This is a genomic window from Sorangium sp. So ce362 (assembly GCF_051519845.1).
GTDB lineage: Bacteria > Myxococcota_A > Polyangia > Polyangiales > Polyangiaceae > Sorangium.
The window spans coordinates 7734342-7750094 of sequence record NZ_CP150332.1; the positions used below are offsets into that span (position 1 = coordinate 7734342).

13 protein-coding genes are annotated in these 15753 nt (G+C 73.3%); 8 read left to right on the top strand and 5 right to left on the bottom strand.

Annotated elements, in window-relative coordinates; genetic code table 11:
* Positions 1-279 precede the first annotated feature (279 nt).
* A complete protein-coding gene (locus WMF17_RS29530; protein ID WP_437596512.1) occupies positions 280-951 on the bottom strand; it encodes a DUF2378 family protein in 672 nt (223 codons plus the stop codon).
* A 536-nt stretch (positions 952-1487) separates the two neighbouring features.
* Between WMF17_RS29530 and WMF17_RS29535 the strand changes: the two genes are divergently transcribed.
* Positions 1488-2201 carry a M15 family metallopeptidase gene (locus WMF17_RS29535; RefSeq protein ID WP_437596513.1) on the top strand — a complete coding sequence of 238 codons (714 nt, stop codon included), beginning with the start codon at positions 1488-1490 and terminating at the stop codon, positions 2199-2201.
* Between the two features lie 3 nt (positions 2202-2204).
* Here WMF17_RS29535 and WMF17_RS29540 read toward each other — a convergent pair whose 3' ends face one another.
* Positions 2205-2696, bottom strand: a complete 492-nt coding sequence (locus WMF17_RS29540; RefSeq protein ID WP_437644329.1) for an acyl-CoA thioesterase — start codon at positions 2694-2696, stop codon at positions 2205-2207.
* Positions 2697-2830: 134 nt separating this feature from the next.
* Positions 2831-5701, bottom strand: coding sequence for an ATP-binding protein (locus WMF17_RS29545; RefSeq protein ID WP_437596515.1), 2871 nt, complete (start codon positions 5699-5701; stop codon positions 2831-2833).
* Positions 5702-5813: 112 nt separating this feature from the next.
* Between WMF17_RS29545 and WMF17_RS29550 the strand changes: the two genes are divergently transcribed.
* Complete coding sequence (locus WMF17_RS29550) at positions 5814-6947, top strand: hypothetical protein (protein WP_437596516.1); 1134 nt, start codon at positions 5814-5816, stop codon at positions 6945-6947.
* A gap of 120 nt (positions 6948-7067) precedes the next feature.
* On the opposite strand, the gene WMF17_RS29555 is transcribed toward WMF17_RS29550, so the two are convergent.
* Complete coding sequence (locus WMF17_RS29555; RefSeq protein WP_437644330.1) at positions 7068-7685, bottom strand: hypothetical protein; 618 nt, start codon at positions 7683-7685, stop codon at positions 7068-7070.
* A 147-nt stretch (positions 7686-7832) separates the two neighbouring features.
* The gene (locus tag WMF17_RS29560; RefSeq protein ID WP_437644331.1) at positions 7833-9191 is read right to left on the bottom strand and encodes a penicillin-insensitive murein endopeptidase; all 1359 of its coding nucleotides are present in this window, start codon (positions 9189-9191) and stop codon (positions 7833-7835) included.
* A gap of 125 nt (positions 9192-9316) precedes the next feature.
* On the opposite strand from WMF17_RS29560, the gene WMF17_RS29565 reads away from it, so the two are divergent.
* The 6 genes from WMF17_RS29565 to glmM all read left to right on the top strand — a co-directional run bounded on the left by WMF17_RS29565 (position 9317) and on the right by glmM (position 15753).
* Entirely contained in the window at positions 9317-10075 is a 759-nt protein-coding gene (locus WMF17_RS29565) for a CoA transferase subunit A (protein WP_437596519.1), read from the top strand.
* Between the two features lie 25 nt (positions 10076-10100).
* Complete coding sequence (locus tag WMF17_RS29570; protein WP_437596520.1) at positions 10101-10766, top strand: CoA transferase subunit B; 666 nt, start codon at positions 10101-10103, stop codon at positions 10764-10766.
* 10 nt (positions 10767-10776) lie between these two features.
* A complete protein-coding gene (gene accD / locus WMF17_RS29575) occupies positions 10777-11634 on the top strand; it encodes an acetyl-CoA carboxylase, carboxyltransferase subunit beta (RefSeq protein WP_437644332.1) in 858 nt (285 codons plus the stop codon).
* Positions 11631-12953 carry a bifunctional folylpolyglutamate synthase/dihydrofolate synthase gene (locus WMF17_RS29580; RefSeq protein ID WP_437596521.1) on the top strand — a complete coding sequence of 441 codons (1323 nt, stop codon included), beginning with the start codon at positions 11631-11633 and terminating at the stop codon, positions 12951-12953. Before accD ends, WMF17_RS29580 begins: the two co-directional genes overlap by 4 nt.
* An 84-nt stretch (positions 12954-13037) precedes the next feature.
* Positions 13038-14090, top strand: coding sequence for an SDR family NAD(P)-dependent oxidoreductase (locus WMF17_RS29585; RefSeq protein ID WP_437644333.1), 1053 nt, complete (start codon positions 13038-13040; stop codon positions 14088-14090).
* Between the two features lie 220 nt (positions 14091-14310).
* Positions 14311-15753, top strand: a complete 1443-nt coding sequence (gene glmM, locus WMF17_RS29590; RefSeq protein ID WP_437596523.1) for a phosphoglucosamine mutase — start codon at positions 14311-14313, stop codon at positions 15751-15753.

The following is a 15753-nucleotide window of genomic DNA, read 5'->3' on the forward strand; positions in this document are numbered from 1 at the left end:
AAGGTCGGCCGGGAGGACGCGGGCGGGGAATCGGCGGGAGATGCAGCGCCATGGGAACGTTGCACCTGCCCGCTCGGGAGCTGTGACTCGGGGTTGAGGCTCGGACGAGGGGGGTGCCGCGATGAGGGGAGATGGCTCGTCGACTCTTGAGCTGTCGGTCAGCGCGTGGACGAACGCGCCTCGCGTACGTCGGTCTCGGCAACACCCGATCTCGCCACGGTATCTCGCGATCGGCTTTACGACCGGATTGACCGCCCTCTTACCGCCGCCGGCGTGGCCCTACCAGCTCACCACGAACTGCAGCGCGTCCGGCCCTCGCACATCCACGGAGATCGTCGGCTTGGCGCCGTATCCCATGACGAGCGCCTCGAAATTCCCCAGCGGGTACTCCAGCGTGCCACGGAAGCTGCTGATGTCGATCTGCACCTCCGACGGACCCAGCTGCCGCGCCCTGGCCGACGGCCCCTTCACGAGGGCGCCGAGGCTGCCCGTGTAGCGCATCAGCGCGGCGCCCGGGTCGGTCGCGAGGTGCATCGTGATCCGACCGAGCGCGCTCTCCCTGAACGCCGCGACCTGCTGCCGCGCCAGGCGCCGGTACGCCTCGCGCGAGCTCCGGTTCGGGTGCGAGAGCCGCGCGGCCGCGTCGTAGAGTCGCAGGAAGTCCCGCATCGGATAGTCCGAGAACGGCAGGTAAAGCCCACCCCGCGGCGGGCTGGCCAGCGTCGTCACCACCTGCGCAAACCGCTCCCCGAGCGTCGCCGCCAGCGCGTTGAAGAACATCCCCTTCATCGCGTAGAACTCGGGGACACCTGCGACAGCGGCGTCGATGTCGATGTTGCCGAGGAGCGGGTCGGACGGACGCGCCTCGAAGGACGCACCGTTCGGCCCCACGAGCGGCCCCTCGGCGGCCGGCGCGCTCGACGGCATGACGCTCCGAGGCACGGTGCGCACGACACCGCTTCTGGGAATCGGCGTCTCGTTCGCTTGCCGTTGCTGGTCGCTGCGGACCTCTTTCATCATGGTGCTCGCCGCGGAAAATCCTCGACACGGGGCCGCTTGCGGTAACCACCGCAGCAGAGGGAACACTCCCGCTATTGCAACGGCCATGCCGCCCGATGTCGGCACGAGTCACCGCACGAACACGGGGGTTCACGGCGGATTTCCCTTGCATGGATGAAACGCCGCTTCAGCGGTGCAACCGGGGGCGATGGCCCAGACGGTACCGACCTCCGCTCCGGCCGCGAGCACGCGTAGGCGGAGACACACATCCGAGAGCGCCCGGGGCGAAGGGATACCGCGTCTGCGCCGCGGCGCCATCGCGGTGACGCGGTCGCTGCGACGCAGTGCGCCGCCTGCCGCAAGGGTGCGCCCTGTCGCCTGACAGCGCTCTCCTGACAGGCGCCTGCGGCAAGTCCTTGCCGCGCCTGACGCGGCCTGCTTAACCTCCGCGCGTGAACGCGAACGGTCGGACACGGGTGCATCTGCTCGTGGCAGCAGCGATCGCTCTGCTCGCGGCCGGCCCCTCGGGGCTCGGCGGCGGGCCCGTCGCGGAGGCCAAGGAGGCCGCCGGGGGCAAGAGCAAGAAGAAGAAGGCGCCGCAGTACGAGTGCCGCCCGCAGAGCCCGCAGAAGTTCCTGAAGCGGCGCACCTTCGTCCAGAAGGGCATGCTCAACCCGAAGAAGCACGCCAAGGCGGTCCGCTACCTCGCCGAGCATTACGGCCACGTCGATACCGAGGAGACGCGGCGCTACAATTCCGAGAGCGCCCACGCCCAGGCCACGACCGTGCGGTTCATGGGCCTGCCGCTCTCCATCCACGAGAAGGTCGCGCCCGCGCTCCACTGCGTCGAGAAGCGGATCCGCGCGACGTGCAACAGCAAGTCCCGCCGCTACACGCCGCGCGCTGTCGGCGGGTTCCGCACGGCGAACAGCTACCGCGGCGCGGAGATCTCGAACCACCTCTTCGGCACCGCCATCGACATCGATCCCGAGCGGAACCCGTGCTGCGGCTGCGTCGATCCGTGGCCCACGAGCCCGCTGTGCCAAGAGAAGAAGCGCACCGCCTACGAGCGCGCGGCCCTCTCCCGCTGCTGGATCAAGGCGTTCGAGCGCTACGGCTTCGACTGGCTGGGCCACGACGACCTCGAGGACACGATGCACTTCGAGTTCCTCGGGGATCCCGACCGGTTCAAGAAGAGGTAGCGCTCACGCCCCGCCGCGGCCGCCCGCGCGCCGGGAGAGCCGGCGCGCGCGCCGCTCTGCCGCGGCCTCGGCGAGGCGGCGATCCTCGTCCGTCTCCAGCCGGAGCGGCGGCACCGCCGTCGGCCGCAGCGACGCGTCGACGGCCACGAACGTCACGAAGGCCGTGACCGTGGGCCAGACGTCGCCCGTCGTCGCGTCCTCCCCCTCGACCGACACAAGGATCTCGAGCGACGTGCGGAAGGTCGCCGTCACCCGCGCGGACAGGCGCACGACCTGACCGACCTTGATCCCGCGGTCGAACGAGAGATTGTCGATGCCGGCGGTGATCACCGTGCTGCCGGTGTGCCGCTGCGCGCAGATCGCAGCGCACAGGTCGACCCAGGCGAGCACCTGCCCCCCGAAGATCGAGCCGAGCGCGTTCGTGTGCGTCGGCAGGACGTACTCGGTCATCGTCGTGACCGAATCGGAGGCGCGCTTCTCGTGCTGTGCTTTCACCCGCCAGATGTATCACCGCGCCCCCGAGCTCGTCCCCGGCGCCGCGCCCACGACAGGCCCCCGGGGCGGGGGCCGGACGCCTCGGCGAGACCTCCCCTCCCGCGCGCTCAAGGACGAGCGCGGGCGACGCGGCGCTAGCTGGAGGTGGAGACCCGCCCCGGGCTCGGGAACAACGCCGGCTCCTCCGGGGTGGGCGTGCGGCCCGGGCTCGACGAGGAGGCCGGTGGCCTGGAGAGCCCCGCCGGCCCCGTCGGGAGCGTGGGCTCGTCCTCGAAGCGCATCGACGTGACCTTCAGCCGCGCGAAGATCGCCTCGGCCCGCTCGTTCATCGTCACCGCCTCGCGCCGCGCCGCCATGTTCGCCACGAAGCTCCGGTCGGTCGTCAGGAACCGCGCGTAGGCCTGGAACGTGCGCGCGAGCTCGAGCTCGTTCCCCGTCTCCTCGAAGATGCTGACCGACCGCGCGAAGTAGGCGCGCGCGCTCTTCGTGTGCGCGCTGCCCCAGCCGCCCGCCGCCGTGATCTCGCCGAGCGTCCGCAGCGCGATGCCGAGGTGCACCTTGCTCCGGACCGAGGCGAACAGGTCCACCGCCCGGCTGATCGAGTCGCGCGCCTTCTCCAGATCGCCCCGGAGCATGTAGGCCTTCCCGAGGGCGCGCCGCGCCTCGGCCAGGCCGAGCCGGTCGCCGAGCTCGTCGCAGAGCTCCTCGGCCTGCTGCAGCACCCGCACCGCCTCGTCGGGATCGCCGCTCCGGTAGAGCGTCCCGCCGATGTTCGTCAGGATGAGCGCCGTCCGGTTGCGATCGCCGACCTGCCGCGCCACCTCCAGCGCCTCCTCGAAGAGCTTGAGGGCGCGGCGGTGGTCGCGCTGGTCCTGCGCGATCATCCCGAGGTTGTTCAGGCTCATCACGACGCCGAGCAGATCCGAGATCTCGCGCCGGATCGCGAGCGACCGCTCGAACGTGTTGAGGGCCTGCTTGAACTCGCCCGAGTCCTGCAGGGCGAGGCCGAGGTTGTTCAGCGACAGCGCGATCGAGCGGCGGTCGCCCATCCGCTCGCGGCGGGCGAGGGCGTCGCGCAGCCATTTCAGCGCCTCCTGGTACTCGCCCCGGAGCCAGTGCAGCTTGCCGATGTCGTCGATGGTCGAGGCGATCCCCCGCTCGTCCCGCGCGCCCTCGAAGAGGCGGAGCGCCGTCGTGAGGTGCTTGCCGGCCTCGTCGAGCGAGCCGCTGTCGCGGTAGAGCCGCCCGATGCGGTTGTGCGCCGCGCCGCCCTTGCGCCGGTTGTCGAGCCGGTAGGCGAGCGTCAGCATCTCGCGGAAGGCGGCGAGCGCGTCGTCGATCCGCCCGGCGAGCTGCTGGACGTCGCCGTAGTCGTGGAGCGCGTCGATGCGCCGCGCGACGTGCGCGTCGCCGAGCAGCGACAGCCCGCGCGCGTAGTACTCCGCGGCCTTCGCGTTCGAGTAGCGCCCGCGCGCCACGTCCCCGGCGTCGAGCAGCGACAGCCCCGCCCGCACCGCGTCGCCGATGCGCTCGCGGTGCGTCGCGAGCTCGGCGAGGAACTCCTCGCTGGCGCGCACCGCCACCTGCTGCTCCAGCCACTCGGCGATCGCGTGGTGGTACCGCCGCTGGGCCGCGGCGCTCATCCGCTTCTGGAGCGCCTCGCGCTCCTTGTCGTGCATGAACACGAACTCGTCCGAGCCCGCGAAGCTCGACTCGCTCTGCTTGCGCAGGTAGCCGCGGTCGCACAGCGAGCGGAGCGCGGCGTTGATCCGGTCGAGATCCTTGTCGCTCTCTTCCTCGCCCCACAGCTCGGGCGCCTGGCAGCCGGCCCGGCCGAGCACGAACAGCGCGCCGCTCCAGAACGCCGGGCCGATGGTCGCGGCCTGCTCGAGCAGCTGCCGGCAGTCGTGATCGAGCGCGGCGAGGCGGACGTTCACCGCGTCCTCGACCGTCATCGGGAGGTGCGCCGTCGACAGCTTGCCGAGGTGCACGCGCCAGCGCGGCCCGCCCGAGTCGGGCGCGAGCTCCTCGATCACGCCCTGGTCGTGGCAGATGCGGACCATCTGCTCGACGAGCGCCGGGTTGCCGTTCGCGAAGGAGCAGGCCGCCTCGACGAGCTCGGGCGGCGCGCCCGGCCGGCCCTGCGACTCCGCGCCCGCGGCGTCGACGACGACGACGTCCTCGCCGCCGCGCGGCATGCAGGGCGCGAGCAGCGCCCTCGCCAGCTCCGCCGCCTCGGCCTCGCCGAGCGGCGTGAGCTCGATCAGCGCGTGGCGCCGCTCGCCGACCTTGCCCCAGTCGTCCTCGCGGGTGAGCAGCTCCGGGCGGGCCGCGCAGACGATCAGGACCGGGCCCGCGAGGTACTCGATGAGGTAGCGCAGGAGCGCGAGGGAGTCGTCGTGGGCGGCGTGGATGTCCTCGAAGACGAGGCACACGGGGCCCTGGGCGGCGTCCGCCTCGAGGAACGCCTTCAGCACGGCGCGGCGGATGAGGTCGGCCTGCGCCGGGTCGTCCTGCACCGCGCGGGTGAGCGGGCTGTCGCCGAACGCGAGCCCGATGAACTGCCCGAGGAAGTAGATGACGTCCCCGACCTTGCGGTCGCCCATCACGTGCGCGACCTGCGCGCGGACCTCGGCGCGGGCCGCGTCCTTGTCCATGCCGTCCGAGAGGCCGAAGCGGGCGCGCAGGAGCCGCGTGAAGATGCCGTACGCGGACGCCATGTCGCCGGCGCTGCCCGCGTAGACGCGCAGCGCGGCGGAGCCCTGGCGCTGCCGCTCGAGGAAAGCGCGCGCGAGCCGGCTCTTGCCGATGCCCGGCGGGCCGACGAGCGTCACGGTCCGGGTGGAGCGCTCCCGCTCGACGGCGTCGAGGGCGCGGGCCAGCGCCGACAGCTCGGCCTCGCGCCCGATCAGCGGTGCACGGGCGGGCGTCGCTGCGCCAGTTGCACTGTCCTCTCGGCTCATCTCCATGGCCTCCACGTCGCCGGGGGCCGCAGCGCGGGACATTCCCCTCGGCTCATCTCCCTGCCTCCGCGTCCCCGGGTGCCGCAGCGCGGGACACGATGTCCCGAGCCTATACCAGGTTCGGCTTCGGTGGCGCGTGCGGTAAGCTGCGGGCGTGGACGACGAGGTCACGGGGACGCCGCGGAGCGCCGGCAACACGGCGCGCAACGCCGCGGAGATCCGCGGGCGCATCACGGCCTGCTTCAGCCTGGCCGAGCTGCGCCGCTTCGCAGAAGCGCTCGGCGTGCCCGACATCCCCTGGGATCGTGGGATCCAGGGAGCGGCGCACGAGCTCGTCCGCCGCTTCGAGCAGCGGCGCGAGCTCTTGTCGCTCGTCGAGCAGCTCCGCGCGGTGCGGCCGCTCGTGGAGTGGCCCGACATGCCGATGGTGCCGCCGGCCACATCGATCGCGCAGGCGCACACGGACATCCCGCGACCGGCGCCGCTGCCGAAGCTCGCGCCGCTGCAGGTCCCCTCGCCTCCCACGGAGGTCCCGACGCTGGCGCCGCCGCCGATCCCGCCGACCACACGGACGCCGACCGTCCCCATGGCGGAGCCCGCGAAGCCGAGGTCGCCCGGCGCCGCCGGGCCGGCGTACCGCGCGGCCGGCCCTCCGGGCGCCGTCGAGCGCGCGCCGGCCCGCGCCTCGCGCCGCATCGATTCGCGCCTCCTGCTCGCGGCCCTGGGGCTCGTGGCGGTCAGCCTGCTCGTCGCCTTCCTGATCGGCAGGGCGTCGAGCGCGCCGGACGACGCGGCGGCGCGGGCGAGCGCCGCGCCCGCGAGCGCCGCTCCCGCGAGCGCCCCGCCGCCGGCGGCCCGGCCGGACGGGGTCGCGGCGCGCGCGGCCGCCGCGATCGAGCGCCGGATCGAGAGCGTGGCGCGGGCGTGCGAGATCCCTCCGGGCTCCGCGGAGGACGTGATGCGCCGCGCCTTCGAGCGCTGCGGACGGGCCCCCCACCCCCCGGCGCAACGGACGGCCCCGGCGCAGGGGAGCGATGCGCCGGCGGCGGAGCTCCCGGCGTCGCCGCCGGCCGCTGCAGGCGCGGCGCCTCGCGCGGCCGCCGCGGCCGGCAACGCGCCCGCCGGCGGCAACGCCGGCTGCGTGGGGGCGTGCGAGCGGCGACACAAGGCGTGCAGGGCGACCCAATGCGGCAAGGAGCCCACGCAGGGCAGCCAGTACCAGCGCTACCAGAGCTGCCTGTCGACGTGCCTGGAGCAGGCGTCCAGGTGTCGCCTCGGCTGCCTCTGAGCTCCCTCCCGCTCGCGGGCGCTCTGTGAACGGCGGCGTCGCGCGGGCCCCGTGAACGGCAGGGCCCCGCGGGGGCTCGCGCCAAGCGACAGGCGCCAGCCGCGCGATCGCGGGCCGGCGTCAGAGCGGCGGGCGGCTGCGGCGCATCACGCCGACCGTGGCGGTCGGCTGGTGCTCGGGGCAGCCGGTGCGGCCGGACCGGTTCGGGTCGAAGTCGATGCGGAGGCAGGTCTTGCAGACGCAGAGATAGGCGTCGTGGAACTCGCGGTAGTTCAGCATGTCCGCCGAGAACAGGCTGAGGACGATGTCGCTGAGCAAGTCCTCTTCGCGCGGGCACGACTCCCAGAGCGCGGCGTCTCCGGCGCGGCGCACGCGCCCGCCGTCGATCGCGGCGGCGAGGAAGCGATCGTCCGCGGCGGGCGGCATGAAGGCGCGGAGCGAGGCGAGCACCCGGAACCGCGCCGCCTCGACGAGCTCCTGGAGCTCGGGCTCGTCCGGTTCTACCGGGGCGAGCGCCACCTGCTTGGAGAAGCCCTCGGTCACATAGGCCGGGCGTGGCATCCGCCCGGGCGCCACGAGGTGCTTCTCGAACCAGCGCGCGAGCGCCACGCCGCTCTGGGGAGGCTTGTCGACGAACGTGAGCGCCGCGAGCAGCGCGCGCCGATCATGACCGCTGGCGACGAGCGACGGAGTAGATGGAAGCGTGGGAATCGAGGTGTGGGAGTCAGCTTGGCGCATGAACACCCCCCTTTATCCATCCCAGTCTGCACGAGGATTTCTCTCGCGGTCCAGATGCGATGGCGCCCCGGTCAAAGATTGCGGAACCGCCTGCGACGCACTGCATCATCGACGCCTGGCTGTGGCGGCGCGCGGAGGAGGCGGGCCTCAGTCCGTGATCTTGAGCGCCCCGCTGTCGTCGAGCGCGCCGCTCGCGTCGGCGCCGTCCGAGTCGGCCTCGACGTCGTCGTGAGGCGTGGACCCTCGCAGAAACGACAGGTCGAGGCCGCCCATGGGCTGCCGCGCTGCCGCGCGCGCGGCGGCGGCGGCGGGGAGCGCGTCGGCTCCACCTGCGCGCGGCGCGGCGCGGCGCCCCTCCTTTTCAGGGCGCGGCTCCTCGCGGCGCGGCTCCTCGCGGCGCGAGCCCTTCGCGAGATCGCGCCGGCTCGCTCCGGCCTCGCGGGGCCGCTCCGGCGCGGGCGTCGCGGGCGTCGCCTGCGGGCGCGCGGCCTGAGCGCGGGCGGAGGGGGTCCGGAGCGCCTTGTCCGTCTTCGCCATGCGCGCGCGCGTGCGGAACGAGGGGGCGTTCTTCGCGAGCTCGATGCAGCTGCCGCGCCCGGCGCGCGGGCAGGAGATGCGCACGTGCATGTGGTCGTCGTGCGGCTCCGCGCCCGTCGGCTGCATCATGGCGAACTGCGCGCGGACGAGCAGCGCGCGGGAGACGCCGATGCGCTTGGCGTGGGCGAGCAGCGCGTGCCGCAGCGGATCGGAGATGAAGATGTGGCTCACGTGGGCGCGGGGGTCGGTGAGCAGGTGCTGCACGAGCAGCCAGTTGCGCGGCAGGTCGAAGCGCGCCCCGGGCAGGCTGGTCGAGGCGAGCCGGGCGTTGAATCGCAGGAAGCGCGGCGCGTGGACCTGCTTGCCGCGGCCGTCGAGCGCATAGAAGCCGAGGTCGACGTCGCGGCCGCTCTCGTGGGAGCCGTGGCGGTGGACGTCGCCGCCGCGCTGGCGCGACAGGTCGCCGACGTCGAGCACCGCGCCCGGGAAGCGCCTGGCCACGCCGCGCGCCGCGCGCTCGATCATGCCGACGAGCGCCGGCATGCCCCAGCGGACGTCGGCGTGCGCATAGGCGGGCACGACGCGGATGTCCTTGCGCGAGGTGTCGAGCCGCACGCCGCCCTCGAGGCGCCCCTCGTTCGGGTGGCCGACCGACGCGGCGGGCGCCTTGGGCGCGGCCTTGGTCTTGGCCGGCTCGGCCGATCTCGACCCGGCGTCGCCGGCGCGGGGACGGTGGCCCTTGCCGGCGTCCTTCGTGACCCGCGCGCGCGGCGCCCCCGCGCGCGCCCGTGTGCCCGCGGCGGGGCGCGCCTTCGAGCCCGCCGGCTCTTTCGCGGCGGAGCGCGCCTTCGAGCGCGCCGGCGTCTCCGCGGCAGAGCGCGCCTGCGCGTCAGGCGCCGCGGCGACCGCCGGGGCGCCGGGCAAGGAGAGCGCCAGGATCGTGAACAGCAAGGAGAGCGGTCGAGGCACACCGGTGCGTTACGGGGTTTCGGCGGGTAGGGCCAAAAAGCCGGCGCCGCCCGGTCCCCGTGCCGCGCTGCGGCGGCAGCGGAGGCTTTTGCCTCGCGGCCAGTTGGGCTACCTCTCGGTCGGCCATGGACAAGGTCTTCAAGAGCGCGCTGGATGCCGTGAGGGACATCCCCGGCGGCGCCACGATCCTCTCGGGCGGCTTCGGCCTCTGCGGCATCCCGGAGCGCTGCATCGCTGCGCTCCGCGAGCTCGGCACGAAGGATCTCGTGGTCGTGTCCAACAACTGCGGGGTCGACAGCTTCGGCCTCGGGATCCTCCTTCAGAACCGCCAGATCCGGAGGATGATCTCGTCGTACGTCGGCGAGAACAAGGAGTTCGAGCGGCAGTACCTGAGCGGGGAGCTCGAGGTCGAGCTCACGCCGCAAGGCACGCTGGCCGAGCGCATCCGCGCCGGGGGCGCCGGGATCCCGGCGTTCTACACCCCGACCGGGGCGGGCACGGCCATCAGCGAGGGCGGGCTGCCGGTGCTCTACAACCCCGACGGCACGGTGAAGAGGTACTCCGAGAAGAAGGAAGTGCGGCAGTTCGACGGCCGCGACTACGTGCTCGAGCCGGCCATCCGCGGCGACTTCGCGCTCGTGAAGGCCTGGAAGGGCGACCGGTTCGGCAACCTCGTCTACCGCCACACCGCCATGAACTTCAACCCCATGATGGCGATGGCCGCGAAGGTGACGATCGCCGAGGTCGAGGAGCTCGTCGAGGTCGGCTCGCTCGACCCGGACCACATCCACACGCCCGGGATCTTCGTTCACCGGATCTTCCAGGGCGAGCGCTACGAGAAGCGGATCGAGCGGCGCACGGTGCGCAAGGCGTCGGCCGCCTAGGCGCGGCGCCGGGACAGGGGACACGATGGGACTCACGCGGGAACAGATCGCGCAGCGCGCCGCGCTGGAGCTCAAGGACGGCTACTACGTCAACCTCGGCATCGGGATGCCGACGCTCGTCGCCAACTACATCCCCGCCGGGGTCGAGGTGGTGCTCCAGAGCGAGAACGGGCTGCTCGGCATCGGCCCTTACCCGGCCCCGGGCGAGGAGGACCCGGACCTCATCAACGCCGGCAAGGAGACGGTGACGATGCTCCCCGGCTCGGCGATCTTCTCGAGCGCCGAGTCGTTCGCGCAGATCCGGGGCGGCCACATCGACCTCGCGATCCTCGGGGCCATGGAGGTCTCCGAGAAGGGCGATCTTGCCAACTGGATGATCCCCGGCAAGATGGTGAAGGGGATGGGCGGGGCGATGGATCTCGTGGTGAGCGCGAAGCGCGTCGTCGTGATCATGGATCACGCGGCGAAGAACGGCGCGCCGAAGATCCTGACCGAGTGCGCGCTGCCCCTCACCGGGCGCGGCGTGGTCCACCGGATCATCACCGATCTCGCCGTGCTCGACGTGACGCCCGAGGGGCTCGTGCTGCGCGAGCTCGCGCCCGGCGTGAGCGCCCGAGAGGTGCAGGAGAAGACACAACCAACGCTCCGGGTCCCCTCCGATGTCCAGGAGATGGGCCAGCGGGGCGCCTGAGGGTTCGCCGATGACCTGGCCCGAAAAGACCCTGCCGACGACCGACGCGAGCGAGAAGCGCTCGCTGGGAGCGGGCGTGTTCCGTCGCTGCGACGGCTGCTCGCACACCCACGACGCCTCCGAGCTCGCCCGCACCTTCGAGGTGTGCTCGCAGTGCGGCCACCACCACAAGCTAGACGCCGAGGGGTGGCGGAGGCTCCTGCTCGACGAGGGCGAGCTCGCCCAGTGGGACGACCACCTCGTCCCCAACGATCCGCTCCGGTTCAGCGACGGCAAGAGCTACCGGGACCGCGTCGCGGCGCTCCACAAGAAGGGGCGCGCGAAGGAGGCGATCGAGATCGGCCGGGCCAGGCTGGACGGCCGCGACATCGCGTACGGCGCGTTCGTCTTCGCCTTCATGGGCGGGAGCATGGGCTCCGTCGTCGGCGAGAAGATCACGAGGCTGTTCGAGCGCGCGACGCGGGAGGAGCTCCCGGTGGTGCTCCTCCAGTCGTCGGGCGGCGCGCGGATGCAGGAGGGCATCCTCTCGCTGATGCAGATGGCGAAGAGCGTGGCCGCGCTCGAGCGCTACCGCAAGACGCGGCTCCCGTTCCTCTCGGTGCTGCTCCACCCGACCACGGGCGGCGTGGCCGCGAGCTTCGCCTTCCTCGGCGACGTGAACATCGCCGAGCCGAAGGCGCTCATCGGCTTCGCCGGCCCCCGGGTCATCGAGAACACGATCCGGCAGACGCTGCCGGAGGGCTTCCAGCGGGCCGAGTTCCTGCTCGATCACGGGATGGTCGACGCCATCGTGCCGCGCCCCGAGATGAAGGCGTACATCGGTACGCTGCTCCAGCACCTCGTGGGCAATCGCCAGGCGCGGCGATGAGCTCGGCGGCGCCGCGGCTCCCGGCGCTGCTCGCGGCGCTGGGGCAGCGGGCGCCGCGGGGCATGGTGCTCGGGCTCGACCGGGTGCGCGAGGCGCTCGCGGCGCTCGGCGACCCCCAGGCCGCTCTCCGCGCCGTGCACGTCGCCGGCACCAACGGCAAGGGGAGCGTGTGCGCGATGGTCGAGTCGGTCGCGCGCGCGGCCGGGCTCCGCACCGGGCTCTACACGTCGCCGCACCTGTCCCGCTTCGCCGAGCGCATCCGCATCGGCGGCGACGCGATCGGCGACGCGGCGCTCGAGCGCGCGCTCGCGGCCGCGCTGGAGCGGGTCCCCTCGCCGCTCACGTTCTTCGAGGCGCTGACGGTGGCCGCGTTCGTCGCGTTCCGCGACGCGGACGTCGACCTCGCGATCCTCGAGGTCGGGCTCGGCGGGCGGCTCGACGCGACCAACGTGATCGCGGCGCCGCTCTGCACGGCGATCACGTCGATCGCGTTCGACCATGTGGCCCTGCTCGGCCCGACGCTGGCCGACATCGCCCGGGAGAAGGCCGGCATCCTCAAGCCGGGCGCGCCCGTGGTGCTCGGCCCGCTCGATCCCGAGGCCGACGCCGCGATCGAGGCGGTCGCACAGGCGATCGGGGCCGGGCCGCGCCTCCGCGTCACACGGGCCGAGCGCGGCGGGCGCGCGGGCGAGATCGCGGTGGGGCGCGCGGGGCCTGGAGCGCGCGCGACGCGCGTCGCCGGGCCGGGGCGCCGCGCGATCGAGGTGGAGCTCGGCCTCCGCGGGGCGCACCAGGCGGAGAACGCAGGCGTGGCGTGCGGGATCGCGTGGCGGCTCGCGGGCCGGTGGCCCGAGATCGAGCGGGCGCTCCCGGAGGGGCTCGCCGCGGCCCGCTGGCCCGGCCGGCTGGAGCGGATCGACGCGGGCGCCGCCCAGGTCCTGCTCGATGGTGCGCACAACCCGCACGGCGCGCGGGCGCTCGCCGCGTGGCTCGACGAGGAGGGTCCGGGCGCGGCGCGCACCGCGCTCGTGTTCGGAGCGATGGGCGACAAGGGGTGGGGCGAAATGCTACAGACGCTCGCCCCGCGTGCGCAGCGGCGGTTCTACGCGACGCCGCAGGGCCGCGCGGCCGCTCCGCTCGATGCGCTGCGCGACATCGCGCCGGGCGAGCCGATCGGCGATCCGCGCGCGGCGGTGGCGAGGGCGATCGAGGTCGCCGGGCCGGGTGGGCTCGTCGTCGTGGCCGGCTCGATCTACCTGGTCGGCGAGGTGCGGTCGGCGCTGCTCGGCATCGTGCCGGACCCGGTCGTGACGCTCTGAAGCGAGCGCGCCGCCGTGCGATGTGCAGGCGCGTCGCTGCGTGACGGCGCGCCGGTCTGGCACGGGCGATGCCGGTCCGGCGGCATGGCGTTCAGGAAGCGGCGTTCTCCGGTTCTCTTTCCTGCGGCGGCCCTCGGGGCGGCCGCGTTCGCGCGGACGGCGTTCCGCGCCCTGCGGCGGCTCGACCTGCGCGGCCGGGTCGTGGTCGTCACGGGCGGCTCTCGCGGGCTCGGGCTGCTCCTGGCCGAGGAGTTCGGCCGGTACGGCGCCCGGGTGGCGATCGCCGGCCGCGACGCGGTGGCGCTCGACCGGGCCGAGCAGCGGCTGCGGGCGCTCGGCATCGAGGTGCACGCGGTGGCGTGCGACCTCGGCGATCGCGCCGCCGCCGAGGCGTTCATCGACGGCGTTGCGAGCGTGTTCGGCCGGATCGACGTGCTCGTGAACAACGCCGGCGTGATCCAGGTCGCGCCGATGCAGGACCTCGGCGTGGAGGAGCTCGAAGACGCGATGCGCTCGAACTTCTGGAGCGCGGTCTACACGACGCTGCGCGCGCTGCCGCACCTCCAGCGGCAGGGGCGCGCGGCGCGGATCGTGAACGTGGTGTCCATCGGCGGGCGCGTCGCCGTGCCGCATCTGCTCGGGTACAACGCGTCGAAGTTCGCGATGATGGGCTTCTCGGAGAGCCTCCGAGCCGAGCTCTGCCACGGCAGCGCGCCGGGCCCACGCGTCACCACGGTGATCCCCGGGCCCATGCGCACGGGGTCGATCTACAACGCCGAGTTCGGCGGCAGCCCCCAGCGCGAGTTCGGCTGGTTCAGCCTGGCCTCGTCGATCCCGATCGCGACGATCGACGCGCGGCGCGCGGCGCGGCAGGTGGTGGCGGCGGCGCGCGAGGGGCGCGCCGAGGTGAAGCTCGGGCTGTCCTCGCACCTGCTCAGCTGGGCGCACGGGATCGCGCCTCAGACGACGGTGCGGTTGATGGGCCTGCTCAACGCGCTCCTGCCGTCGCCCCGCGGCGGCGCGGGGACGACGCGCGGGCGGGATCTGCACGCGCCGGCGCAGGCGTCGGTCCTGCTGCGGCTGAGCAACGAGGCGGCGCGGCGCAACAACGAGGCGCCGCCTGAAGCGGCGCGGTGACCGGCGCGCCGCCGCCGGCGCGGTGACCGGCGCGCCGCCGCCGGCGCGCGGTGACCGGTGGCGCGGGGAGCGATCGCGTCGCACGGAAGCGGCGCGATGAGCGACCGCATCGAGACCGGAACGATGAGCCCAGGGTCGCCGCGCCGGCAGTTGGCCGTAGGCTGTCTTGGCAAAGGTTGCTAAGGGTGGTCTCCTCAGCCCAGACCCACAGAGAGGGACCGTGCCGAAGCACACCAAGAAGGATCATAGGGAGGGCGCTCCGTCGGCGACGGGCGCACCACAGAAGGCCTCCGGGGGGCGCAAGCTCTTCGGCACCGACGGGGTGCGCGGCGTGGCGAACCAGCCGCCGATGACGCCCGAGATGGCGTTGCGGCTCGGGCGGGCGATCGCCTTCGTCGCGAGCCACGGGAAGTCGCGGCAGGTGCGGGTGGTGATCGGGAAGGACACGCGGCTGTCCGGCTACATGCTGGAGACCGCGATCGCGTCCGGCGTGTGCGCCATGGGCGGCCGCGTGATGCTGAGCGGGCCGATCCCGACGCCGGCGGTCGCGCAGCTCACGCAGAGCATGCGGGCCGACGCCGGGGTCGTGATCAGCGCGAGCCATAACCCGTATCAGGACAACGGCATCAAGATCTTCGGGCCCGACGGCTACAAGCTGCCCGACACCGCCGAGGAGGAGATCGAGCGGCTCATGGAGAGCCACGAGCTCGACGAGGCCCGGGTGGTGGGGGCGGCGATCGGCAGCGCGGTGAAGCTCGACGACGCGCGGGGGCGGTACGTCGTGTTCTGCAAGAGCACGTTCCCCACGGCGCTGTCGCTCGACGGCGTGAAGATCGTCGTCGACGCGGCGCACGGGGCGGCCTACCGCGTGGCGCCCTCGGTGTTCACCGAGCTCGGCGCGCACGTGACCGCGCTCGGCGTGAAGCCGAACGGCCGCAACATCAACCGCGAGACGGGCGCGCTGCACCCGGAGAACGTGACGACCGAGGTGCTCAAGCGGGGCGCGGCGATCGGCATCGCGCTCGACGGCGACGCGGACCGGGTGATCATGGTCGACGAGCGCGGCCAGGTCGTGGACGGCGACGCGATCATGGCGCTCTGCGCGCTCAGGATGCTGCGCATCGGCAAGCTGCCGCGGAGCACGATCGTGACGACGGTGATGTCGAACCTCGGCCTCGAGCGCGCGCTCAAGGCCCAGAACGGGCACGTCGTGCGGACGGCGGTCGGGGACCGCTACGTCGTCGAGGCGATGCGGAACGGCGGCTACTCGTTCGGCGGCGAGCAGTCGGGGCACCTCATCTTCCTCGACCACGCGACGACGGGCGACGGCATCGTGGCGGCGCTGCAGGTGCTCGCGATCATGATGGAGGAGGACAAGCCGCTGAGCGAGCTCGCCTCGAGCGCGATGCAGCGGGTGCCTCAGGTGCTGGAGAACGCGACGTTCTCGACGCGGATGCCGCTCGACAGCATGCAGCGGACGCGGATCGCGGTCGATCGCATCGAGAAGACGCTCGGGGACAAGGGGCGCATCCTCGTGCGGTGGAGCGGGACGGAGCCGAAGCTGCGCGTCATGGTCGAGGGCGAGGACGCATCGACCATCGAGGCCTATGCGCTCGAGATCATCGAGGCGGCCAAGCAGGACGTCGCCGGCGCCACGGCCTAG

What these genes read in the sequence shown, in the direction of transcription:
- WMF17_RS29545 (WP_437596515.1), bottom strand. Translation starts at nt 5,701, where the DNA reads ATGTCCCGCGCTGCGGCCCCCGGCGACGTGGAGGCCATGGAGATGAGC.
- WMF17_RS29565 (WP_437596519.1), top strand. Translation starts at nt 9,317, where the DNA reads ATGGACAAGGTCTTCAAGAGCGCGCTGGATGCCGTGAGGGACATCCCC.
- WMF17_RS29580 (WP_437596521.1), top strand. Translation starts at nt 11,631, where the DNA reads ATGAGCTCGGCGGCGCCGCGGCTCCCGGCGCTGCTCGCGGCGCTGGGG.
- accD (WP_437644332.1), top strand. Translation starts at nt 10,777, where the DNA reads ATGACCTGGCCCGAAAAGACCCTGCCGACGACCGACGCGAGCGAGAAG.
- WMF17_RS29570 (WP_437596520.1), top strand. Translation starts at nt 10,101, where the DNA reads ATGGGACTCACGCGGGAACAGATCGCGCAGCGCGCCGCGCTGGAGCTC.
- WMF17_RS29585 (WP_437644333.1), top strand. Translation starts at nt 13,038, where the DNA reads ATGGCGTTCAGGAAGCGGCGTTCTCCGGTTCTCTTTCCTGCGGCGGCC.
- WMF17_RS29555 (WP_437644330.1), bottom strand. Translation starts at nt 7,685, where the DNA reads ATGCGCCAAGCTGACTCCCACACCTCGATTCCCACGCTTCCATCTACT.